Origin of the sequence: Methylocystis rosea SV97, from assembly GCF_000372845.1 — a bacterium.
GTDB lineage: Bacteria > Pseudomonadota > Alphaproteobacteria > Rhizobiales > Beijerinckiaceae > Methylocystis > Methylocystis rosea.
The window spans coordinates 2702424-2723988 of sequence record NZ_KB889963.1 but is presented as its reverse complement, the minus strand read 5'-3'; the positions used below and the strand labels follow the sequence as shown (position 1 = coordinate 2723988).

Genomic DNA, 21565 nt, shown 5'->3' with positions numbered 1-21565 from the left:
GCGGCGTCGCCAGCCTCGCCAATCCCCCTGGCGGCGGCGTGACCGTCATGCGAGGTGGAAATGTTGAAGCGGCGTCGCGCCTACCTTCTCGCGATCGTCGCCGCTGCGGTTCTCATTTTTCCCTGGGGAGTTATTCAACCCCGGGCGCTCGACGACCTTCGCAACTTTGTCTTCGACACGTTCCAGCGTCTGGCTCCTCGCGCCTATGATCCCGAGGCGCCGACGCGGGTCGTCGGCGTCGACGAGAAAAGTCTCAGCGCCTATGGGCAATGGCCTTGGCCGCGCGCCCGGCTCGCCGAACTTCTTGACCGCCTGCGCGAACTCGGCGCGGCGTCCATCGCCTTCGACTTCATCTTCGCGGAGGCGGATCGCGCCGGAGCGTCCCAGCTCATCGAGGCGATTCCTGACCCACGCGCCCGCGCCGAGGTGGCGAAGCTCGTCGCAAAAGCGCCGAGCGGCGATCAAATCTTGGCTCAGGCGCTCTCGAAGGCGCCCGCCACGCTTGGAGTCACGCTGACCGACGCGGTTTCGGCGCCGCTGCCCGCGAAGTCGGGGCTGGTCACCACGGGCGACGATCCCGCACCCTTTCTCGCCGCGTTCGCCGGCGCGGTCGGCCCGGCACGAAAGCTTGCGGAAGCGGCGCGAGGACTCGGCGCGACAAACTGGCTGCCCGATCACGACCAGATCGTTCGTCGGGTGCCGCTGGTGACGCGCGCCGGCGACGTTGTCATGCCCTCCCTGGCGCTCGAAGCCCTGCGCATCGCCCAGGGCGAGCCGGCCATCGTCATTCGGTCTTCAAACGCCAGCGGACAAACGGCCTTCGGCAAACAGACGGGCGTCAACGCGATAAAGGTCGGCGCCTTCGAGATTGCGACCGGCCCCAACGCAGAGGTTCGGCCACGCTATTCGCATACCAATGCTGTGCGAGACATTTCAGCCAAGGACGTGCTCGAGGGCCGCGTCGCGCGCGACGAAATCGAGGGGCGCATCATCTTCGTCGGCGCGTTGGCGACGGGTCTCGGCGACGTCCGCGCGACGCCCCTGGAGCCGGTCGTTCCCGGCGTCGACGTGCATGCGCAGATCGTCGAATCGATCGCATCGGGCTCGCTGCTCGCGCGCCCGGACTGGGCGCCCGGACTGGAGTTCGTCGTCGCCGCCTTCGCGTTTTTGCTGATCATGAGCCTGCTCTTCGTCGCGCCGCCGCTCGTCTCGGCGGCGGCGGCGCCGCTCGCCGTCGCGGGGCTATTCGCCGGCGCCTTTTATCTGTTCGATCGCCGCGGCTTGCTGCTCGACCCCTCTTATCCGAGTCTCGCAATTATTGGCGGTTATCTCTTCGGCGCAGTGACGCTCTGGCGGTCCGAAACTTCCGCGCGTCGCCATGTCCGTCAGGCATTCGGTAAGTTCGTCTCACCTACCGTCGTCGATCGCCTCGCCGAACATCCGGAACGGCTGGTGCTCGGCGGCGAGACGCGCGAATTGACCGTGCTGTTTTCAGATCTGCGCAATTTCTCAGGGATTTCAGAAGGGATGAACGCGCGCGAACTCACGCAGTTCATGAATGAATATTTGACCCCGATGACCGACGCCATCCTCGAAAAGGAAGGCACGATCGACAAATATATGGGCGATGCGGTGCTCGCCTTCTGGAACGCGCCGCTCGATATCGACGACCATCCGCGCAAGGCCGTTCAGGCCGCCCTGACGATGCGCGAGGCTCTCGTCAGCCTCAACAAAAGGCGCGCCGAGGCCGCTGCGTCGTCGGGCAATGATGCGCAGCCCGCGGCGATGGGGCTTGGCCTCAATCTCGGCCCTTGCAGCGTCGGCAACATGGGGTCCATCCGCCGCTTCGACTATTCGATTCTCGGCGACACGGTGAATCTCGCGTCGCGGCTCGAAGGGGCGAGCAAGGCCTTTCAGACGGACATTGTGGCCTCTGGCGCGGTGCGCGACGCCGCGCCCGACCTCGCCTGGCTTGACCTTGGGCGTGTCCGCGTCGTCGGAAAGAGCGAACCGACGAGGGTTTTCGCGCTCGTCGGCGACAGCGGGGTGGCTGTCTCGGACTCGTATGTGCGCTGGCGCAAGTCGCACGACCTCATGCGCCAGGAATATGAGTCGGGCCGATTCGAGGCCGCCGCCGAGGGCGCCTCGGCGTTGGCGCGATCGGTTCCCGAGCCCTGGCCCGCGCTCTATGTCGTTCTGGAGCAGAGGTATCGCGGTCTCGCCAGGGAGGGATCGCAGGATAACTGGTCTTCGGTATGGAATCTTTCGAGCAAGTGACGTCTTCGTCCGGGCGCGACTGCTGTCCTGCCGTGTAGCCGCACGTATTATGGGTTTCTCTTATGATCGCTACTCGCGCATGATCTCCAATCCGGTACGGAATTATTGGGCCCTGATTGCCGCACGTCATGACACGAATGCTTTTTCGGTTATCGACGCCGCCTATCGCGAACCGCAACGCAGGTATCATGATTGGGATCATATCGTCGATTTACTGACGAAGCTCGACCGCTTGAAGGCGCTCGCCGTCCGGGCAGATCTGATCGCCGCCGCCATCTTCTGGCATGACGCTGTCTATGTGACACGCGACGACGACGGTCTGCTTCGTCCCGACGCCGAAAATGTTCGCGCGAGCGCAACGCTCTTCGAACGTCACTCGAAATTCGACGAAAGGGATACGCAGGCCATCCATGACCTTATCATGGCCACAGCGAACCACCTCAACGCGCGCGCGAAGGCTGAGCATTATCCGGGCTTTTCGCGCGATCTGGACCTCTTCCTGGACCTCGATCTTTCCTCGCTCGGCGCGTCCTGGCCCGAGTTCGAGCAAAATCTGGCGCGGCTTCGTTTCGAATACGCCTGGGTGCCAGAGCCGCTCTTTTGCCTCGGGCGGCTCCAGATGATCGACACATTCGCGGCGCATGGAGACGCGCTTTACCGCCTCGACGAGACGCGCAAGCTCTGGTCCACGCGGGCGCATCAAAATCTCGCGCGCGCGCAGGAGGAATTGCGCCGGCAGGTGGCGCGGCTCGCCTCGTCGGCCTAGAGCGCTTCCCGATCACATCGAAACATGTGATTGATTAGGAAGCGCTCAAAATCAAAATGTTGGAGCAGGTTCTCACCGAAAAAGTCTGTCAACTTTTTCGGACCCTGCTCCAATTACAGAGCGAGCGCCGAGCGCACCTTCGCCGAATAGCCGTAAATGTCGTCGTAAAGTTTCAGCGCGCCGTCGTCGTTCACCACGGCAGTGAAATATTCGATGTGCACCGGAATGGGCTTCGCCAGATTGATGCGGTGCTCCTTCTTGCCGATCAGAGCCTTCAGGCGCTTTTCGTCATAGTCAGGACGCCCGATGACTTCTTCCGCGAGCTTGAACGGATTCTGGACACGCACGCATCCGTGACTGTATGCGCGCTTGGCGCGAGCGAAGAGTTTCTTCTGCGGCGTGTCGTGCATGTAGATCAAGAGATCGTTCGGGAAGACGAATTTGAGCCGGCCAAGCGCGTTCTTCTCGCCGGGCTCCTGCTGAACGAATGGCTTTCCATTGCGGTAGGTCACTTTGTATCCGCGCGTGCGAAGCTTGGAGAGCTTGCCGCCGGTTTTGGGCTCCAGCTCCTTTTCGATAATCGACTCCGGAACGGTCCAGGTCGGATTGATGATGAGATATGGCATCACGTCGGAAAATACCGGCGTTGGCGACGTCTTCTTCCCGACGACAACGCGCTCGCGCTGCACGAGTTCATTGTCGCGCGTGAAGGCCACCTCGTATTGCGGAATATTGATTTCGAGGCGCGTCGCGCCCATGTCGCGCGGCTCCCAACGCCACCGCTCCATATTGGCGATGATCTCCGCCTCGACGCGCTTCGCCTTGGCTTCGGGCAACGAGGCAAAATTCGTGATGGGCCGCGCATCCGACTCGTGAGCTGCGGCGGCCTCGCGGCGCGGATGGCCGCGCGCGGCGCGCAGTTCGGCAAGTTTCTCGCGCAGGGCGGCATAGGCCGGGTGCGGCGGATTGAAGGCGGCAAGCCGCGCGCCGGCCTCATCCCCAGCCTCGGCGATCGCGTCGAGCGCTTGCGCCGGCTTGACCACCGATGGCCGCTCCTCAATGTCAGGCGAAATAGTTGCGGGATTGACCCGGGCGCCGCTCGCTTGCGCCGCATAATCGGCCACGGCCTCCGATAGCGCCAGTTCGCCCTCGGCGCTCCAGGACGACTCTTGCGCAGGAGTCTTTACGCGCAGGCCGTCGCGGCCGGCGTCGCGCAGAGTGTCCAGGGCGCTTTTCGCCGATTTGGCGAAGCCGTCCGCATCGCGCCAGATCGGCGCATAATCGCGGTTCTTGTAGTAAGCGGCGATTTCCGAACGCTGGACGCTTTGGCTGTCGTCGGGCTCCTCATTCGACCAGTCGCGCAGCGCCCGCGCCAGGCTTTCGCGCGCATCGGTCGCTTGCCGCTCATCGGCCCTCTGCTTGTCATCGAAGCCTTGCGGCGCGTCGGCTTCCTTTTGCTTTTCGAGCCCCTCGCGCTCATCGCTCTGCTGCTCATCAACTTCCCGCGGCGCGTTGGTCGTCGGCCGGTCGGAATTCTCGCGCTCTAGCGCCGGCCTCGCCCTGCGCTCTGTGGCTGCTGGCGAGTCGGGCGCATCGTTTTGCGCCTTCGACATCTGCGCCATGGCCGGGGCGGCGAGCAGTGCGCCTGCGATGATGAAAGGAGCAGCCTGCGGAAGGAGCGAAACGCGAAACATGACTCGAACTCCTGTGAGCCTCTACAAGGCCTTGCGGCAAACGAAACGGATCGTTTCTCCGCGCACGCCATAGCCCTCGTCGGTCTCGACGGTGACGCCATGACAATTCTGCGTAGGATCCGACTGCGCGACGGCGGTCGACTCCTGCCAGTCGATGGGGAGGATGAAGGGCTTTACGGGCGAGGCGTCAGCGGCGACGCGCGTAAGCTCCCTGTCCGGCGCCTTGACAAGGAGCGCCTTGGCGGCGGCGAAGCTGACATTGGCGGCGAGGATCGCGAAGGCGATCTTCATGGCCAGCGCGATACGAACCGGTCGCGAAGCGAAGCTGGTCTTGGTCGTGCGGTTCGTCGTGTTGTTCATTGAACGGTTCATGGCGAGTTCCCCGTGGTCCGTCCGCTCGATCAGCGGATGGTCGGACCCTAGAACGCCGCATGGGGAGTCGCGGTGCGCTGGCGCACAGGGCGCCAGATACAAGAACTCCCGGCCTTGTGGGCCGGGAGCCAAATTTCATCAGACGTCGAAGCCGCCGTCGCCGCCGCTATCGAAGCCGCCGCCGTCATCGAAGCCGGGGTCCGCGCCATAATCTGCGTCCTCCACCCCGCCGGCGTTGTCGCCGGAGTCATAACCGGCGTCGGCGGCGCCCGACTGCTGATCGCCGTAGTAGTTGTTGATCACCGTATCGCCGCCGGTTGGCGTAAAGCCGGAGCCGATGCCGAGATTCCCCATCCCGCCATAGCCGGCGCCATGCGAGAACAGGTTGCGGATGCCGTCGGCGAGCAGCACGCCGCCCGCGACGCCCGCGGCGGTCCCGAGCGCGCCCTTGAGAAATCCGCCGCTTTCAGGCGCTGGCGGCTGCTGTTGGCCCCAGCCCTGCGGCGCGTAGCCGCCGGCCACGGGATTCATGCCGCCCTGCTGGGCGCCGCCCCAAGGTCCGCTCGGACGCGCCTGTTGAGGAGGACGCGGCGGCTCCGGACGGGGACCACCGCCGAACAGGCCGCCAAGGAAACCGCCGGCGGGCTTTGACTCAAGCTCCTGCACACGCGCCTCGAGCTCCTCGATGCGCGCATTGGCGCCTTGCAGCGCCTGATCCTGCACGATCACGGTCTGCGCCAGGAGATAGGGCGCCGCCGGCTGAGCTTTGATCTGTTCGCTGATGAAAGCCTCCGCCGCCTGGTCGCGCGGCGTCGAGGCGGCGCTCTTGGTGCGCTCGAACAGTCCAGCGATAAGTTGGCGTTCTTCCGGTGACATAGAGTTCTCCATCGTTGCCGCCCTCGAAGGCGCGACGCAGGAAGATATGGCCCCGGCGCAAAACGCCGCCAAGCCCCAAGCGCGAACGCGGCCGATTAAACTTTCGAAATCTGGCGGTAAAGTGGGACGCGCCCCAATTCTTCCGCGCTACGCGTGCGGCCAGTGGCGTTCGCGGAACCAGTTGCGATAGTCCGTCATCTTCGCGCGTTGGGCGGCCGGCGCGCGCCGCGTGCATGTCGCCGCCTCGGCGCTCCCGTCCGAAGCGCCCCACCGCAGCTCGACGCAGTCGTTGGGGTTGTAGCCCATCTCAAGGTCCGCCGCGCGGTCCATGACGTCTTTGAGCGAGAGCGTCCAGGCGGAGCCGTCGCTGCGCGTATAGGAAAAGGTGCGCGCCGCGAGCTCGCTCGCCAGCGCGCTTTGCAGTTGGGCCTGAACGCCCGCCAGACCTCTGCCAAACGGCATGGCGTAGCGATCGCTGCGTCGAGCGACACGATCTGGAAATCCGCGCACAACATCGATCGCAATCAGCAGGCGGAGGTCGCGCGCCGGCGTCGAGAAGTCTTCCCACGCGCCGGAGGTCGCAAAGATCGCGGGACCGTCGGGCATCGATGCCTCGCCGCGCCCGCCGTTCTGGAACTTTCGACCGTTTTCGACCGCCGTCGCGCGCGTCTTCACCTGCTCTTCAAGCGCCATGATGGCGGCCATCATCGCGCGCGTCGGATCGAGCGGCTCAGGCGACATCACCTCGTCCATGCGATCGTAGAAATCCTCGGCGCTGAGTTGTGATTGCTCCAGAGAGAAATCGCCGTAATCCGAGTTCCTGGCGATCTCGGCGTTGGTGAGCGCCCGCAACCCGCCGTTCTCCCGCACGATCGGCCGGAAGCGTTTGAAGCCCGGGCTGCCGAGGGAAGCGCCGTTCGCGAAAAGGAAATTGCCGCGCCAGAACCGCTTGCGCGTGACGGTGCCATCCGGCTCGGCGTCGACGGCGAGAAACACGCCGGCGGCGTCCGCCGTCTGCGGAATGCGTTGCACCAGCATCATGACGTGCCCGTACGGATCAGCGTAGGCGGTTCCGGGACGCAGCGTCTCCTGCGTCAGCGGAATCGTGTAAAAGTCGGACTTGTCGCTGTTTGCCGGCGCGCGCACCGAACCGGAATGAACGACGTCGCCCACTGCCCGGAAATATCCGGCGACGCCGGCCGGCCGCTTCGGCGCAGGCGGTTTCGCGGGAGCCGCCGCGGGGGCGGCTGGCGCTCCGGCCTGGACCTGCTGCGGCTGTGAAAACAGTTGCTGCAAGAGATTCGTAGGCGCCGCTGCCGGTGCAGGGGCTGGCGGAGCTGCGGCCGACGCCACGGCTTGTTCGGGCGGCGGCGCGGGTCGGGTCAGTTGGGGATGCAGTATATCGAATCGTTCATTGCATCGCGGCGGCGCGCCGCCGGCCCCGCGCGAGCAATTCGAATAGGCGAAAGGCAGCCCCATCTTGTAAGCGAAATAGGCGCGCAAGAAGTAGACGAAATCGGCGCAGTCGGGTTTCAGCGATAGGGTGAGACTGTCTTCGTTCGTTCCGAGATGATTGAACAGGACATTCCGCGAAGGATTTCGCAGCACCTCATGCCACGTCTTCCAGGACTGCTCCGCTTCGAGCGGCGCATCAAAAAGCTTGGCGACCCAGGCCGAATACAAATTCTCCGTCGCGCGGTTCCATGTGTTGTGCACCTGCCAGACGGCGCCTTCCGCCGCGCGCGACGCGGACGTCTTGGGCGCGCTCACGTCGATTTCCTTCGTGCTGCAGCTAGACGAAGTGGTGTTGAGCGTCGCATGCCACGCGCCGGCGGCCGGCGACGCAACTTCGGCGAACCAGACATAGGGGGGCCCGCCCCGCTGTCCGCGCGATCTGGCCGCGACCCTTCCATCAGGCCCAATCAGCGAAAGCTCGCCGTCGAGCGGCTTTTCCGCTGCGACGAGGATGCGCAAGGGCGCCCCTGTCCAAGGCGACGCCGGCGACGTTACAACCGCGACCTCAGCCGATTCCTCGCAGGGCGAATCTTGAGCCTGGGCGTTTGAGAAGGGAAAAAGAAAGGCAAAAAAGGCGCTTGCGACAGGCAAGGATGTAGCGAATCGGCGCGCTGAAAACATTTGTGACCCTCTCTTGGACCGCCCTCGATGGGTTTCTTCGTCAGAGGCCGGTTCGCAGGATACGGAGCTGGCGGGAATCCGGCTGGGGACCTGATGCGCGACTTTCGCACAGCGGCCCATTGCTTGCGGCTCATTCTTTGAAAGAAATGGGTCAAAATGGCGACGTCCGCCCGCCACGCTCACGACGTCGCGCTCGTCCGGTCCAGCGGCCGGCGCAGGGAGCTAAAGCTTCGTCGACCGGCTTACGGGACGATGCCGTCGCCGGGCCCCTTCGGCCCGGCGGCTGAGACAGTGCTATATCCAGCGGCGCTTCAACCTTACGCGGCTGCGGCTATCGTCGGGACGTTACCTTTCAGCGTCATGCCCGCGCTTGTCGCGGGCATCCACGCGGCGCCGCTGCGCAGCGCTTTCAGCCTTCGCGCAATGTCCCGGCGTGGATGGCCGGGACAAGGCGGCCATGACGCGGAACCCCGCTTACGCCGCCGTAAACTTCTCGCTGAAGATGCGATCATGCGGGACGCCAGCGGCACGGCCAGCTTCCTCGGCCGCGGCGATGAGCGCAGGCGGGCCGCAGGCGTAAATGTCCGGCGTCTCGGATGCCGTCGACAGCGCCTGCGCGAGCGCCTCAACAGGCGTCCCGACGAAATCGGGCCATTCCTGTTCCGGCTTCCACACGCAGAGCGTTACGACGAGTTGCGGCAATGCCGCTTTCAGCGCGTCGATGGCGTCGAGCGCGAAAAGCTCGTCGACTTTGTTGACCCCGAAGAACAGCCGGCAGGAACGCTGATCGGCGAATTCGGCCATTTGCCGCAGCATCGAGAGAGCCGGCGCGAGGCCGGTGCCGCCGACGACAAACCAGCGCGGCGCCGCGCTCGACTCATCGAGCGTGAACTGCCCCTGCGGACCGCGCACAAGCAGCGTATCGCCGATGGCGGCGCGATCACGAAGATAATCCGAAAAGGCGCCGTGCGGCTGAAGGCGGATGAACAGCTCGAGCATTCCGCCCCAGTTCGGCGCATTGGCGAGCGAATAGGAGCGCTTCGGGGAGCCGTCGGGAAGCGTGAGTTCGATAAATTGCCCGGCGGTGAACTGCGCCGCGCGCCCGAACGTCGGATCGTCCTCATATTGAAGCTGCAGGCGCATGGCGCCCGAGCCTGCGGGTTCAATCGCAACGAGCGTCGCGCGCCGTTCGGGCACAGGCGCAAAGCCGACCGCCGCTTCGTCGAAGGGCGCCCGCAATGCAAGATCGCTGCGCGGCTGGGCGCGGCACAGCAATATGTCGCCCGCCATGCGCTCGTCCTCGCTTAGCGCTACGCTGCTGTAGGACATGAGTTCGACGTCTCCGCTTGCGCGAGCGACGCGGCAGGCGCCGCAGCCGCCCTCCCGGCAGGAGGAGGGGAGATAAATGCTCGCGCGTTCGGCGGCGTCCAGTAGCGTGTCGGAGGGATCGGCGTCGAAGGCGATCGTCGCGCCGTCGCGCGTGAGAAGGCTGACCTTGTACATGGCGGATTCCGGCAATGGGCGGACGCCCGAGGTGGGCGTCCGCTGCATGATGGCTAGGCGGCGCGGGCGAGCGAGGCCGCGATGTCGGATTTGGCGTCGCCGATCGGCTGGACGCCGAACTTTTCCACCAGCACGTCAACGAGCGCGGGCGTGAGGAAGGCCGGCAGCGTCGGGCCGATACGCACATTGCGCACGCCGAGCGCGAGCAGCGTGAGAAGAACGGCCGCGGCCTTCTGCTCGAACCAGGAAACGATGAGCGACAGCGGCAGTTCGTTGACACCGACGCCGAAGGCTTCAGCGAGTTTCGTCGCGACGACGAGCGCGGAATAGGCGTCGTTGCACTGGCCCATGTCGAGAAGACGCGGCAGCCCGCCGATCGTCCCGAAGTCATGCTTGTTGAAGCGATATTTGCCGCAGCCGAGCGTCAGGATCACCGTATCCTTCGGCGCTTCGTCGGCAAAGTCGGTGTAGTAGTTGCGGCCCGGCGCGGCCCCGTCGCAGCCGCCGACGAGGAAGAAGTGGCGGATGGCGCCGCTCTTGACCGCGTCGACCACCTTGTCGGCGACGCCGAGCACGGCCTCGCGCCCAAAGCCGATGGTGATGGTCTGCTCCGGCGCGTCCTCAGTGAAGCCGGGCAGGGCCTGCGCCGCCTGCGCGACAATCGCGAAATTCTCGTCGGCGATGTGGCGTACGCCGGCCCATCCAACAGGACCCGCCGTGAAGATGCGTCCGCGGTAGCGCGGCTGCGGCTCGATGAGGCAGTTGGAGGTCATCACGATCGGGCCGGGGAATTCGGCGAATTCCTTCTGCTGTTCCTGCCAGGCGCCGCCGTAATTGCCGGCGAGATGCGGATAGGCCTTGAGCTTGGGATAGGAATGCGCCGGCAGCATTTCGCCATGCGTATAGACGTTGATGCCCTTGTCCTTCGTCGCTTCGAGGATCGCGTGCAGATCCTTCAGATCATGGCCGGAGACAAGGATCGCTTTTCCCTTGATCGGCGTCACGCGCACGTTCGTTGGCGACGGCGCGCCGAAGGCGCCGGTGTTGGCCGCGTCGAGCGCCTCCATGGCGAGGAAGTTGGCGCGGCCGAGCGCCAGCGCCTCGTCGAGCAGCGTCGCGACGTCGCGCTCTTCGCGCGCCAGCATATCGAGCGCATGTTCGACCGTCGCATAGATCGCGTCGCGCTCTTCGCCCAGAACGCGCGCGTGATGCGCATAGGCGCAAACGCCTTTGAGGCCATAGAGAATGAGCGCACGCGCGCCGACCGCATCCTCGCCGAGGATCGCTGCGTCCTTGCGCACCGCCGCCTCCGAGGCTTGTGAGGAAAGTCCGGCCATGTCGCTGGCAGGCGCGAAAGCGGCGGGTCCGGAGAGAGTCTCGGGCGTCTTGCTCGCGGCGCGCGCGGCGTCTTCGTAAAGCGCCTTGGCGCGATCGCGGATCTGCGAGGCCTGCTGGATCAGTTCGACGAATTTCGCTGCATTGAAATTGACGTTGGTGAGGGTCGTGAAGAAGGCGAAGAGGATGAAGCGGTCGGCTTCAAAGTCCGTCGCCCCAAACTGGCGCGCGCGATGCAGATATTGGCCGACGCCCTCGCAGACATAGAGCAGAATGTCCTGCAGATCGGCGGTTGTCGCGTCCTTGCCGCACATGCCTTTCGCGCCGGCGCAGCCGGCGCCCTCATCCGACCGGTAAGTCTGCTCGCATTGGTAACAGAACATGTCGCTCCCTCCTGGCTCCCTTAATAGGTATTTAGAATGCGTATTAAAAAGCTCGGAAGTCAAGACGTGACGAGCGATGCTCGCGGCGCATGTTCAGGCGGAGAGATCGGCGAGGGGAAAGGTGGCGGTTTTTTCGAGGCAGTCGTGCAGGGTGTAGCGATCGAGTTCGCGCATAAATCCCTGTTCGGCGCGCGCTAACATGCCCTTCAGTCGGCAGCGCGGCAAAAGCGCGCAGTTGCTGCCTTGCGCGCTGAAACATTCGACCAGCGGTTGGTCATCAAGCCTTCGGACCACCTCGCCGATTCGGATATCGCGCGGATCGCGCGCCAGTCGCACGCCGCCCTGTGCGCCGCGGATGCCCTCGACATATCCGGCCGCGGCGAGCTCCTGCAGCACTTTCGCCATATGGTGGCGCGAAACGTCGAAATGATCGGCGATCGCCGCCGCGCTCATCACCTCCGGATTGCGGTCGGCGAGGAGGATGAGGGCGCGCAGGCCAAAGTCGGTGAAGGTCGTGAGCCGCATGGACTCAATTTAACACGGTATTTGTAATTCTGAAATATTGCGTCTCACCGCGAGCGAGTACGGCCGCGAGTCCCTCGGCGTCATGCCCGGCCTTGTGCCGGGCATCCACGTGGCTCCGCTACATGCGCCCTGCAGCATTTGCGAAATGTCGCGGCGTGGATGGCCGGGTCAAGCCCGGCCATGACGGGCTCGGGATTGCTTGCGCTAATGAACCCGTCCCCTCTTCCTTCGAGACACGCGCTGCGCGAGCTCCTCAGGATGAGGGAACTTGGGTGGTGCGCATGAAAGCCTGATCTTGCAGCCGCATAACGTTGCGTTCAGCATGCAGGAAAAAAGCAGTCCTCATCCTGAGGAGCGCCTGTAAGGCGCGTCTCGAAGGACGAGGACTGCGAAGCATCGCCTCTACACGCTTCACCCTCCGCCCAGCGCCATGTCGTCGCGGTGGATGATCTCGTCGGGCCCTTTAAAACCCAGCAGCGCCTCGATGTCCTTTGTCGAGCGCCCGACGATCTTCGCCGCATCGACCGCGTCATAGGTCACGAGGCCACGGCCGATCTCGCCGCCCTTGGCGTTGCGGATCAATATGCAATCGCCGCGCGCGAAGCCGCCCTCGATTCGCGTCACGCCCGCCGGCAGCAGGCTCCGGCCTGAGCGCAGCGCCTTTGCTGCGCCGTCGTCGATATGCACCGCGCCTTTCGGCTCCAGCGAGCCGGCGATCCATTTCTTGCGCGCCGTCACCGGATTGGACGGCGTCAGAAACCAGGTGCAGCGCCCGCCTGCCGCGATGCGCGCAATCGGCGCCTCTTCGCGACCGTCGGCGATCACCATATGCGCGCCGCCGGTCGTGGCGATTTTCGCCGCTTCGATCTTGGTGCGCATGCCGCCGCGCGAATATTGCGAGGCGGCGCCTCCCGCCATCGCTTCGATCTCGGCGGTGACGCGTGGCACGACGTCGATGTGTCTGGCGTCGGGGTTGGAATCGGGTGGGGCGCTGTAGAGCCCGTCGACGTCGGAAAGCAGGATCAACAGATCGGCGCTCGCCATGGTGGCGACGCGGGCGGCGAGGCGGTCATTGTCGCCATAGCGGATTTCCGCCGTCGCGACCGTGTCGTTCTCGTTGATCACCGGCACGGCGCGCAGCGACAAAAGCCGCGTCAGGCATTCGCGCGCATAGAGATAGCGGCGGCGCTCCTCCGTGTCGCCGAGCGTCACCAGCACCTGCCCGGCGACGAGGCCGCGGTCGTGCAGGATCTCGGCCCAGAGCCGCGCCAGGGCGATCTGGCCGACCGCGGCGGCGGCCTGGCTGTCTTCGAGTTTCAGCGCGCCGCGCGGAAAGCCCAGCACGCTGCGTCCCAGCGCCACGGCGCCTGACGACACGACCAGCACGTCGGCGCCGGCGCGATGCAGATCGGCGACGTCGTCGGCGAGGCGCTTCAGCCAGGCGCGTTTCGCCGACGCCTTGTTGGGGTCGACGATGAGCGATGAGCCGACCTTCACGACGATGCGTTTAAAGTCGGCGAGGACGGGAGCGCGCTTGGTCATGCGAGCGAGGCGAAATGTCCGAGATAGGGGGTTTGCGAGCGCGGCTTAGGGAACGCTTGAGTTAGCCCAGCCCGCCAACGACCGCAAATCGGCGCTTATGGCCCGCCCTTCTGCCAGCGGCGGATGAACTCGAAAGGATAGATGAAACTCAGCACATTGAGAGTGAAATTGTCTCTAATGTTCAGCGCGACTCCGACTTCAAGAAGTACGGCTATTGCGATGACGGCCAAAGCCGGGAGCCGCCACGCAAGGACGAAGCCCAGCGCCATCGCCAGCGTATCGGCAAGCGAATTGACGATGCTGTCTCCTGCGTAGTCCTGCGCCGGCGGCTGCTTGCGATAGTGTCGGATGGCGAAGGGCGTATTCTCTAGGATCTCCCATCCGACTTCGAGGGCCAACGCGATCATGAAGCGCTGCCCGACCGACAGTCCCGGCGCAGCAAGCCAAAGCAGTAAATAGAACAGCACGCCGTGAATGATATGCGTGAAGCTGTACCAGTCGGTGAGCTGCTGAGAGAGGCCGGGAGAGGAGGCGTCGCCCTCCCAGAGCTTGAATTTGCCGCAGGCGCAAAGAAACGGCCGGCCGAGCGCCCAAAGCGCGCCAGCCTGAACGATAAGCGCGGCGATCGTCGCCGCCGCGACGTCACACGCCGTCGATGCGCTGATACTCATATCTTCTCAACTGGAAAATCGGGCGATGGAAAACTAGTCTCCCAGTCCGACGACCTCGGCGTCTGGGGTCTTCTTGCCGGCCGCAATCGAGAACTCCTCCAGCTCCTCAGTCCAGCATTCAAATTGTCTGCGGCCGTAGCCGACCATGGCTTCGGCGACGTCGTGCGGCGATCTCGCCGCCCATACATCTTGCCCGAATTGCAGCGCCGACCGCGTGTTGATCAGGCCGAAGTCCATGAAACGCGATGCGCAGTCCTGACAGGTCTTGAGCGAAGTGAGGAGGAGGGAAGGCGCTGGCGAGATCATGTTATTTCCCCTGGAGCTGTCGCTGTGTGCGCGCCAATTGCAAAAGGGGGAGACGCGGCAGCGCCAGCGTCTCCCCAACGACTGAAAAGGGCTGCAATATACCCCCTAAATAGCGTCCGCTTGATACGAACCTATGACTGGAACACGAGTTTTGGCGCGAGGTCTTGAGCTAGGTCAAGCATATGAAACTATTGCATAATTTTCATTTTGGTTCTATCCCTCTTTCAGCGTGTGGCTGTTGACGGGCGACTCGTGAGGCGGAATTCTCTGGTCGGATGGCGGCGGCGCTGGGAGGCCACTGATGCATCGACTTGTTTATTTCAGTAACGCGGATCTTGATCTGAACCTCTCCGCGATCGAGGGAATGGTCGAGAAGTCCGCAGAGCGGAATCGGCCGCTGCGCATCAGCGGGGCGCTGCTCTACAACGGCCTGAATTTTTTGCAAATTCTGGAAGGTCCCAGACAAGCGCTGACGCCGCTCTATTTGCAAATCCGGAGGGACTCCCGGCACTCCGGCGTCGTCAAGCTCGTTCACGAACGCATTTCGATGCGCAGCTACCCGGACTGGGGCATGAAGCTCGTGTGCGGCGCGCCGGAATACACGGCCGCTACGCGGGAATCGGCGCCGCGCGACGGCGGTCTTTCCCCGATGGTTGACGGTTTTTTTAGATTTGGTCAGGCGTCGGCGTTCGCCGAGCTCAGGTGAGCGCAATTCTTGCTTAGGCAGTTCGCGGACATCGGGCGCGCTGTCCGCCCTTCGGAGCGACGAATGTTAGGAATTGCCAAGAAAATCGGCTCGTCTGAGAGCGAGATCAAGGCGGCGGCTAGGGGCCGGGACGGCCGGCTTTTATCCGGTTATTTGGTCAATCTGCATCGCGGCGCGGCGCCGGTGAGAGAACTGATGCTCGCCGACATCGAAAGGTTCCAGTCGCTGGGCGCGACAGGATATGCCGACGATTTGCGCACTGCGCTCAAACGGTTCACGTCCGAATTCATCGACCTGAAGGATAGACGCTAGGCTCCGCTTGCGCTCATTTTCTGTCTGCGCAGAGAGGAATTCGCCCAGTTCGCGGCCGAGCGTTCGGCCGCGCCAAGTTCGCCAAACCATCAGTCGATCAAATGCGCGCGAGTCTCGCGCTCATAGCTGGCGAGTTCGTCGCTAATCGCCACGTGATAGCGCGCCTCACGCGATTGCAGCATCCGCAGATGCGGCGGCAGCGCAGCGAGCTGCTCTTTCGCGTAATCGCGAATTTGCGGAAGGTCGCATGACTGCTCCGCGACCCGGCGACCTGACAGCATGAACGGCTGCAGCAATGGGACGCCTGGCAGAGTTTCGCCCTCTCGGGCGATGACGTCCCTCACCGCGACGCCGTCTCTAAACTCTCGAAAAACCTGCTTGCGGCCCGGCAGCGAGCGCTTGCCCGCCGAGAGTTTCATCCGTCCCTTGCCGGCGTATTCGGTCAGCTTATAGGCGATGTCGAGGTTTGGCGCGTCGCTCGACACCGCCATATCCGTCCCGACGCCAAAGACATCGATAGGCGCGCCGCCCGACGTCAGAGCGTCGATCTTGGTCTCCTCAAGGCCGCCGCTGGCGACGATCTGCACGTCGGTCAAGCCGGCTTCATCAAGGATGCGGCGCGTCTGGCGCGACAGCATGTCGAGATCGCCGGAGTCGAGACGCACCGCGCGAATGTTGAAGGTCGGCCCGCGCGCCTTCGCGAGCGCGACGACCTTCTTGACGCCTTCGAGCGTGTCATAGGTATCGACGAGCAATGTCGTGCCGGGAAAGACCTCGCTGAAAGATTGAAAGGCGTCCATCTCGGAGGCGCAGGCTTCGATAAAGCTATGCGCCATCGTTCCGGCGACGGGCAATCCATAGGCTTGCCCGGCCGCGACATTGGAGGTCGACTCGACTCCAGCGATATAGAATGCGCGCGCGCCCTTTGTCGCCGCATCCATGCCTTGCGCGCGTCTTGCGCCAAAATCCACGACGCTGGCGCCGCGCGCCGCGGCGACGACGCGCGCCGCTTTGGACGCCAGTATCGTTTGCAGTCCGATCTGATTGAGAACGAACGTTTCGATGAGCTGCGCTTCGGCGATGGGCGCTACCACTTCCAGGATCGGTTCGTTTTCAAAGAACGGCGTGCCCTCACGCATCGCATAGATGTCGCCGGAAAAGCGGAAGTCCGCGAGCCAGTCGAGGAACGGCTTCGAAGAAATTTTGAGCGAGCCCAGATAGTCGATGTGGTGCGGCTCAAAACGCCAGTGCTCGATCTCATGAAGAAGATCGTCCAAACCCGCGGCGATCAGAAAATTGCGTTGGGGCGGCATATTGCGCACGAAAAGGCTGAACGTCGCTTGCGCGTTCATGCCCAATTCGAAATAGGCGCGCAGCATCGCGAATTCATAAAGATCCACGAAGAGCGCGCTGCTGGACACGACCGCTCCTTTTAACGCGTCGACTGGATAGAGCTGGAAGCGCTCACGCGCCGGTCGGGACCATAGCTACGCCGCTAGGCACGGGCAAATCTTCATTGCTGTAATGTGCGCATGCCGTTCAAAATTCGTCTTGGCTATCTTCGACGAAGACGCCCGCCTTCCGCATCTTTTTGACAGCGTCTCTTCCGCCTTCCGGCGTTATGGCGCGCGCGCCGGAAAGCCGCACATGCGTTTCAAATTCTTCCGAGACGGCGTCCAGCGCCGTCTCGAGCACGCAGACGTCGAGCGCCAGTCCGACGATCAAGACGCGACGCACGCCAAGACGCCGCAGCCGCTCGCCGAGACCCGTGCCGTTGAGCGCGGAAAGCTGATCGCGCTCGAGCAATTCTCCTTTGCTGACGATGATGGCGCGCTCGGGCAGGCGCAGGTCTGGATGGAATTGCGCGCCGGCGCTGTCCTGAACGCAATGCGCCGGCCATGGTCCGCCGCAGTCGCGAAAGCTGGCATGGCCGGTTGGATGCCAGTCGCGCGACGCGACGATGGGAACGCCGGCGGCCACGGCTTCCGTGATGAGTTCATTGACAACGGAGACGATCTTGTCGGCCCCGGAAACTTCTAAGGCGCCGCCGGCGCAGAAATCGCGCTGCACGTCCAGGACGATAAGCGCGTCGCCAGGCCGTAGCCGGATCGCTTCGCTGGCCATGATGTTGCTCCGCGAGGAACGGCGCGCGCGCCCGGTTCTTATCGAAAGCGGGCGCAGGGCGTGTTCCTTGGGGATGATCCTAGCTGCGGGTGCGGCTCAGCGCGAGCGCCAGAGGCGGGCTCAGCGGTTTGCTAATGAGAGGGCCGCAATGAGCGAACTCGCTAGGGCCGTCGAGATTTGGCGCTGGCGGGATTTCGACGGTTCGTGCGCGTCGGGCTCCCGCCGCCGCGCCCCCAATCCAACTCGGCCATCACATCCATGATCCTCTTGGGCAGCGGCTCTGTGAGGACGTTGGCGAACTTGGATCTCAGCTGCTCGCTAATCGATTTCATTGCGGCGTCGGGCCGCTCTCCCATCTTGCCGCCGGCCGCGTTCCGCCAATCGCCCGGCGCTCTGTCCGGCATGACACATCCTCCTTGAAGGGAGAGAAACCGCGTCACATTTGCATTGTTCCCCTGCAAAGTATTTTAAAATTAAAGTCTTAGCGCAGCCAAAGCAGTGGATCGGATGCGTGGGCGGCGGCGCAGCCCAGTTCTGCCGCGCGATGTTGCGGCCTGGCTGAAGATTGCCCAATCGCGCGAGAGTAGCAGGCGCTATCCGGCGCTAGACATCCGACAGCTTTTGCGGCGCCGGTCTTCCGCTTCAGCGATCTGTACGTCATGGGGTCGCCGAAGTCGGCCGCTTCATCGAGCGGACGGACTCAATCTCAAGGGCCTCGGCCCCCAGCAAGAAACCGCTGCTGAATCTGGATCAAATTATTGTTTCATGAGTGGCAGGAGTGGCCGGGATCGAACCGACAACCCCCGGTTTTGCGATCGAGGCAATCAGGCCCGGCGCCAAGCGCAAGGAAGTTCCCGACGGCAAGGTGACTGGCCTTTATTGGGTCGTCCAGCCGAGCGGCGCCAAGTCATCGGCGCTCCGCTACCGGTTCGCTGGCCAGCCAAAAAAGCTCACGATCGGGGGGTATCCTGCCATCGGTCCGGCCGACGCCCGCAAGGCGGCGCAGGCCGCTCTGGGCGAGCTGGCGCGCGGGAATGATCCCGCGGCCCAGAAACGAGAGGCGAAGGTGGCCGCCAGGGCCGCCGCACGGGCCGAGGAGCGCGCGGAGCTCGACGTCGTCGAAAAGGTCGTCGACGAGTTCATCGAGCGGTATGCCAAACCCAACACGAGAGACTGGAAAGAGACGCAGCGCCTGTTACGCAAAGACGTTGTGGCGACATGGCAGGGCAGGCGGCTTTCCGAAATCGGCAAGGCCGACATTCATCGGCTTTTGGACAAGATGGTTGATCGCGGCGCCGCTGTGACGGCGAACAGGACATTCGCCCAGCTAAGAAAGTTGTGCCGGTGGGCCGTCAGCCGCGGAATCCTCGAACACAACCGCGAAGGTATCGAGGCCCCGACCACTGAGCGGCCGCGCGATCGAGTCCTTGACGAGCGCGAGTTGGCGTTGGTCTGGCGCGCCGCCGGAGAGCTTGGCTTCCCCTACGGGCAAATCGTTCGGCTCCTGATCCTGACTGGCGCGCGTCGAGACGAAGTCGCGGCGGCCCGATGGGAAGAAATTGATCTCGAAAAGCGCGTGTGGAATTTGCCCGCGGAACGCAGCAAAAATCGCCGCGCGCACTCCGTTCCGCTATCGCCGGCGGTTGTCGAGATTATCGAGCGCTTGCCACGATTCGAGGGCTCCGGCTTTCTATTCTCAGCGGGCAAGACGCCTCCGACCGCATTTTCGAAGGCGAAAGCGCGCCTCGACGCTCTAATCACGGAACAGAACGGCGGCGAGCCGATTCCGCATTTCGTCATTCACGACATACGGCGAAGCGTCGCGTCCGGCCTCGCGTCGATCGGCATTCCTCTCCACGTAATCGAACGCGCTTTGAACCATGTCAGCGGCTCTTTTGGTAGAATTGTCTCAGTTTATCAAAAACATAGCTACGCCGACGAAATGCGGTCCGCCTTCGAAGCGTGGGCGCGCCACGTCGAGCGCATCGTTTCGGGCCAGGCAGCTTCGAATATCGTCGCCCTGTCTTTGGCAAGGGGCTGATCGGTGGCAAGCCCGCGAAATAGGACGCCTGATGCCGCAAAAATCGAAATGCGCGATTCCGCCGGCCCGATAGATTTCGAGGGGGAAGCCTTCAAGGCGCTCCTGGCGCGCCTCAGAGCCTTGCTGATCGAAGGATCGAAGGACGGCGCGCCCGACGACCTGTCGAATCTCGAAACGAGCGTTAAAGGCGTAATTCTGGCCTACACGGCCGATCGCTACGCCGCCGACCATGCGGCGCGCTCGGACTTGCACGAAGCCGCGGAACCGTTGTCGCGCGCGCTCGCGATCTTGCGCAACGATGCGAACGCGCCCGCGATCTTCTCCGCGATCGCCGGCGACGATTTGATACTTGCGAGCCAGCGATACGAAACGCTGATCGGCGATCTTGAAAAGATCGCCGCCCGGGCGAACTCGTCGGCAACACGGAAGGCTGCAGCGAAGAGGCCTGCGGACGTCTGCTTGCGCCTGTTGGTCGGCGACCTTGCGAACATATGGCTTTGCGCGACAGGCGAGGAATTTTCAGCGAACTGGCACAAGGGCGAGCCCGTAAGCGCCGGCGCTCAATTCCTGCATGCCGTCGTGGCTTTCACAGACCCCGAGAAATTGCCGGCGCTTCGTGAAGCGCATCGCTGGACCATCGGAGAGCGCTGACAAGGTCGCGTGCCCGGTCCGTTCAGTGCTGAAAGCCGACGCGCCGCAATTTCCGTTAAGTCACGCGCGAGGGGATGACTTAACGGACACGCATTTGCTCGCAAGGCGCGGTCGATCGCCTCATCATCCGTCGTCAAATCAGGACGGAGTGAGCAATGGCCAACATACCGGAATTTCCCAAGCCGATTGAATTCAATGGGCGGAAAGTCTTCGCGCGCTCGCAGGTCGAATACTACAAGCGTGAAATCATCGCGGCTTCCGTCGGCGGAACCTTGCCAGCCTACGAACCGCCGGAAGTTGAAGAGTTCGTTCCTGCACGCGTCGTTGCGCAGGAAATAGGATTTGGACGCCGGACGCTCGGTCGTCGCATGGCGGAAATAACGAAAAGCGCCGCCAAGGTGGACTCCGACGGGGAGGCGGCCTGAGACATGCCCAAAATTGCGAAGAGCCCGCCGGCGGCGACCGGCGGGGCTCGGGAATGCATCGCTGTGGGGGCGAATGGTCCCGAAAGGAGCACCTCCCGACTCAATCTCAAGGGAATTCCGGGCCGCGCGACGCTCGTGCGGCGGTGGCAAGGACTGAAGATCAATCGCCTGACATGGCGCTGGGTCGACGACGCCAGCGGCGCCAGGGGCAACGATTTCGGGTCGCTGTTTGCCTTCATCAATGAGGGAGGCGTCGCGCAATGACGAGAATCATCGGCATTGACCCCGGCCTTGATGGCGCGCTCGCGGTTATGACCGAGGGCGGCGAGCTCGTCGAAATTCACGACATGCCGACGCTGCTCGACGGTGCGAAAGGTCGCCGCGCGGTCAACCCCGCGCTTTTCGCCAACATCGTGTATTCGACGCACGCGACTCGAGCCTTCTGTGAGTTGATCGGGCCTCGCCCGACAGATGGCTCTGCGGCCGCATTCGGCTTCGGCCGCACGCGGGGAATCATCGAGGGAGTCCTTGCGGCCGCCGGCATTCCTCTCGCCATGATCGCTCCACCGAGTTGGAAGCGAGTCGCTGGCATTGCGCCGGGCAAAGAAAACAAGGACAGCGCCCGAAGCGTCGCAATCAGCCGATGGCGCAGGCCACGCTCTTCGCGCGCAAGTGCGACTGCGACCGCGCTGAGGCAGCGCTGATCGGCCTTGCAGGACTGATGCGCGTCGCCGCGCTTCACGCTCAAGCGCCACCCCACGGGGAGGCGCGCTCATGAGCGACGATCACACGCGCACACTCCGCGGGTGCTTCCGATTTCGCTGTGCACTTCCGCGGCGCTCAGCGCATCGGCTTCTGACGCTGCGAACGCGATAACGACAGGAAAGATGCATTCCTCCAAAAAATGCTAACGCCGCTTC

At 63.7% G+C, this 21565-nt stretch carries 21 protein-coding genes; 9 read left to right on the top strand and 12 right to left on the bottom strand.

From position 1 onward, the window contains the following. Positions 1–60: 60 nt before the first annotated feature. Positions 61–2277, top strand: a complete 2217-nt coding sequence (locus A3OO_RS0114390; RefSeq protein WP_018408536.1) for a CHASE2 domain-containing protein — start codon at positions 61–63, stop codon at positions 2275–2277. Positions 2278–2326: 49 nt separating this feature from the next. Continuing rightward, entirely contained in the window at positions 2327–3043 is a 717-nt protein-coding gene (locus A3OO_RS0114385) for an HD domain-containing protein (protein WP_018408535.1), read from the top strand. Between the two features lie 113 nt (positions 3044–3156). Here A3OO_RS0114385 and A3OO_RS0114375 read toward each other — a convergent pair whose 3' ends face one another. The 10 genes from A3OO_RS0114375 to A3OO_RS0114330 form a co-directional block, all read right to left on the bottom strand. Beyond that, positions 3157–4737, bottom strand: a complete 1581-nt coding sequence (locus A3OO_RS0114375; protein WP_018408533.1) for a L,D-transpeptidase family protein — start codon at positions 4735–4737, stop codon at positions 3157–3159. Between the two features lie 21 nt (positions 4738–4758). Beyond that, complete coding sequence (locus A3OO_RS0114370) at positions 4759–5109, bottom strand: hypothetical protein (protein ID WP_018408532.1); 351 nt, start codon at positions 5107–5109, stop codon at positions 4759–4761. A gap of 138 nt (positions 5110–5247) precedes the next feature. Next, entirely contained in the window at positions 5248–5985 is a 738-nt protein-coding gene (locus A3OO_RS0114365; protein ID WP_018408531.1) for a DUF2076 domain-containing protein, read from the bottom strand. Between the two features lie 147 nt (positions 5986–6132). Further along, on the bottom strand, positions 6133–8121 hold the full coding sequence (locus A3OO_RS0114360; RefSeq protein WP_018408530.1) for a hypothetical protein: 1989 nt from the start codon (positions 8119–8121) through the stop codon (positions 6133–6135). 474 nt (positions 8122–8595) lie between these two features. Next, positions 8596–9624 carry a 2Fe-2S iron-sulfur cluster-binding protein gene (locus A3OO_RS0114355; protein WP_018408529.1) on the bottom strand — a complete coding sequence of 343 codons (1029 nt, stop codon included), beginning with the start codon at positions 9622–9624 and terminating at the stop codon, positions 8596–8598. A gap of 53 nt (positions 9625–9677) precedes the next feature. Then, a complete protein-coding gene (gene hcp, locus A3OO_RS0114350; protein WP_018408528.1) occupies positions 9678–11342 on the bottom strand; it encodes a hydroxylamine reductase in 1665 nt (554 codons plus the stop codon). A 93-nt stretch (positions 11343–11435) separates the two neighbouring features. After that, complete coding sequence (locus A3OO_RS0114345) at positions 11436–11867, bottom strand: Rrf2 family transcriptional regulator (RefSeq protein WP_018408527.1); 432 nt, start codon at positions 11865–11867, stop codon at positions 11436–11438. A 411-nt stretch (positions 11868–12278) separates the two neighbouring features. Further along, positions 12279–13409, bottom strand: coding sequence for a glutamate 5-kinase (gene proB, locus A3OO_RS0114340; protein WP_018408526.1), 1131 nt, complete (start codon positions 13407–13409; stop codon positions 12279–12281). A 95-nt stretch (positions 13410–13504) separates the two neighbouring features. Next, positions 13505–14080 carry a DUF2585 domain-containing protein gene (locus A3OO_RS0114335; RefSeq protein WP_018408525.1) on the bottom strand — a complete coding sequence of 192 codons (576 nt, stop codon included), beginning with the start codon at positions 14078–14080 and terminating at the stop codon, positions 13505–13507. 33 nt (positions 14081–14113) lie between these two features. Then, entirely contained in the window at positions 14114–14386 is a 273-nt protein-coding gene (locus A3OO_RS0114330) for a hypothetical protein (protein WP_018408524.1), read from the bottom strand. 301 nt (positions 14387–14687) lie between these two features. Between A3OO_RS0114330 and A3OO_RS0114325 the strand changes: the two genes are divergently transcribed. Together A3OO_RS0114325 and A3OO_RS0114320 are read left to right on the top strand one after the other, a co-directional pair. Continuing rightward, complete coding sequence (locus A3OO_RS0114325; RefSeq protein WP_018408523.1) at positions 14688–15092, top strand: BLUF domain-containing protein; 405 nt, start codon at positions 14688–14690, stop codon at positions 15090–15092. A 63-nt stretch (positions 15093–15155) separates the two neighbouring features. Further along, entirely contained in the window at positions 15156–15404 is a 249-nt protein-coding gene (locus A3OO_RS0114320; protein ID WP_018408522.1) for a hypothetical protein, read from the top strand. Between the two features lie 89 nt (positions 15405–15493). Here the strand turns inward: A3OO_RS0114320 and A3OO_RS0114315 are convergent, their stop codons facing one another. Together A3OO_RS0114315 and A3OO_RS0114310 are read right to left on the bottom strand one after the other, a co-directional pair. Next, positions 15494–16825 (bottom strand): nicotinate phosphoribosyltransferase, encoded by a 1332-nt coding sequence (locus tag A3OO_RS0114315; protein WP_018408521.1) that lies wholly within the window; start codon positions 16823–16825, stop codon positions 15494–15496. A gap of 118 nt (positions 16826–16943) precedes the next feature. Beyond that, positions 16944–17528, bottom strand: a complete 585-nt coding sequence (locus A3OO_RS0114310; RefSeq protein WP_018408520.1) for an isochorismatase family protein — start codon at positions 17526–17528, stop codon at positions 16944–16946. Positions 17529–18306: 778 nt separating this feature from the next. Here A3OO_RS0114310 and A3OO_RS0114300 point away from each other — a divergent pair. The 5 genes from A3OO_RS0114300 to A3OO_RS21755 all read left to right on the top strand — a co-directional run bounded on the left by A3OO_RS0114300 (position 18307) and on the right by A3OO_RS21755 (position 21349). Then, positions 18307–19569 carry a tyrosine-type recombinase/integrase gene (locus tag A3OO_RS0114300; protein WP_245257163.1) on the top strand — a complete coding sequence of 421 codons (1263 nt, stop codon included), beginning with the start codon at positions 18307–18309 and terminating at the stop codon, positions 19567–19569. 48 nt (positions 19570–19617) lie between these two features. Then, positions 19618–20220, top strand: a complete 603-nt coding sequence (locus tag A3OO_RS0114295) for a hypothetical protein (protein ID WP_018408517.1) — start codon at positions 19618–19620, stop codon at positions 20218–20220. A gap of 155 nt (positions 20221–20375) precedes the next feature. After that, positions 20376–20645, top strand: a complete 270-nt coding sequence (locus A3OO_RS0114290; protein WP_018408516.1) for a hypothetical protein — start codon at positions 20376–20378, stop codon at positions 20643–20645. Positions 20646–20648: 3 nt separating this feature from the next. Next, positions 20649–20909 carry a hypothetical protein gene (locus tag A3OO_RS0114285; RefSeq protein ID WP_018408515.1) on the top strand — a complete coding sequence of 87 codons (261 nt, stop codon included), beginning with the start codon at positions 20649–20651 and terminating at the stop codon, positions 20907–20909. Then, the gene (locus tag A3OO_RS21755) at positions 20906–21349 is read left to right on the top strand and encodes a RuvC family protein (protein ID WP_051080356.1); all 444 of its coding nucleotides are present in this window, start codon (positions 20906–20908) and stop codon (positions 21347–21349) included. The genes A3OO_RS0114285 and A3OO_RS21755 overlap by 4 nt, the downstream gene beginning before the upstream one ends. Positions 21350–21565: the final 216 nt, after the last annotated feature.

Bases quoted from the DNA above. Each gene is read 5' to 3' on its own strand.
- A3OO_RS0114390 (WP_018408536.1), top strand. From the start codon at position 61: ATGTTGAAGCGGCGTCGCGCCTACCTTCTCGCGATCGTCGCCGCTGCG.
- A3OO_RS0114385 (WP_018408535.1), top strand. From the start codon at position 2,327: ATGGGTTTCTCTTATGATCGCTACTCGCGCATGATCTCCAATCCGGTA.
- A3OO_RS0114375 (WP_018408533.1), bottom strand. From the start codon at position 4,737: ATGTTTCGCGTTTCGCTCCTTCCGCAGGCTGCTCCTTTCATCATCGCA.
- A3OO_RS0114370 (WP_018408532.1), bottom strand. From the start codon at position 5,109: ATGAACCGTTCAATGAACAACACGACGAACCGCACGACCAAGACCAGC.
- A3OO_RS0114365 (WP_018408531.1), bottom strand. From the start codon at position 5,985: ATGTCACCGGAAGAACGCCAACTTATCGCTGGACTGTTCGAGCGCACC.
- A3OO_RS0114360 (WP_018408530.1), bottom strand. From the start codon at position 8,121: ATGTTTTCAGCGCGCCGATTCGCTACATCCTTGCCTGTCGCAAGCGCC.
- A3OO_RS0114355 (WP_018408529.1), bottom strand. From the start codon at position 9,624: ATGTACAAGGTCAGCCTTCTCACGCGCGACGGCGCGACGATCGCCTTC.
- hcp (WP_018408528.1), bottom strand. From the start codon at position 11,342: ATGTTCTGTTACCAATGCGAGCAGACTTACCGGTCGGATGAGGGCGCC.
- A3OO_RS0114345 (WP_018408527.1), bottom strand. From the start codon at position 11,867: ATGCGGCTCACGACCTTCACCGACTTTGGCCTGCGCGCCCTCATCCTC.
- proB (WP_018408526.1), bottom strand. From the start codon at position 13,409: ATGACCAAGCGCGCTCCCGTCCTCGCCGACTTTAAACGCATCGTCGTG.
- A3OO_RS0114335 (WP_018408525.1), bottom strand. From the start codon at position 14,080: ATGAGTATCAGCGCATCGACGGCGTGTGACGTCGCGGCGGCGACGATC.
- A3OO_RS0114330 (WP_018408524.1), bottom strand. From the start codon at position 14,386: ATGATCTCGCCAGCGCCTTCCCTCCTCCTCACTTCGCTCAAGACCTGT.
- A3OO_RS0114325 (WP_018408523.1), top strand. From the start codon at position 14,688: ATGCATCGACTTGTTTATTTCAGTAACGCGGATCTTGATCTGAACCTC.
- A3OO_RS0114320 (WP_018408522.1), top strand. From the start codon at position 15,156: ATGTTAGGAATTGCCAAGAAAATCGGCTCGTCTGAGAGCGAGATCAAG.
- A3OO_RS0114310 (WP_018408520.1), bottom strand. From the start codon at position 17,528: ATGGCCAGCGAAGCGATCCGGCTACGGCCTGGCGACGCGCTTATCGTC.
- A3OO_RS0114295 (WP_018408517.1), top strand. From the start codon at position 19,618: ATGCGCGATTCCGCCGGCCCGATAGATTTCGAGGGGGAAGCCTTCAAG.
- A3OO_RS0114290 (WP_018408516.1), top strand. From the start codon at position 20,376: ATGGCCAACATACCGGAATTTCCCAAGCCGATTGAATTCAATGGGCGG.
- A3OO_RS0114285 (WP_018408515.1), top strand. From the start codon at position 20,649: ATGCCCAAAATTGCGAAGAGCCCGCCGGCGGCGACCGGCGGGGCTCGG.
- A3OO_RS21755 (WP_051080356.1), top strand. From the start codon at position 20,906: ATGACGAGAATCATCGGCATTGACCCCGGCCTTGATGGCGCGCTCGCG.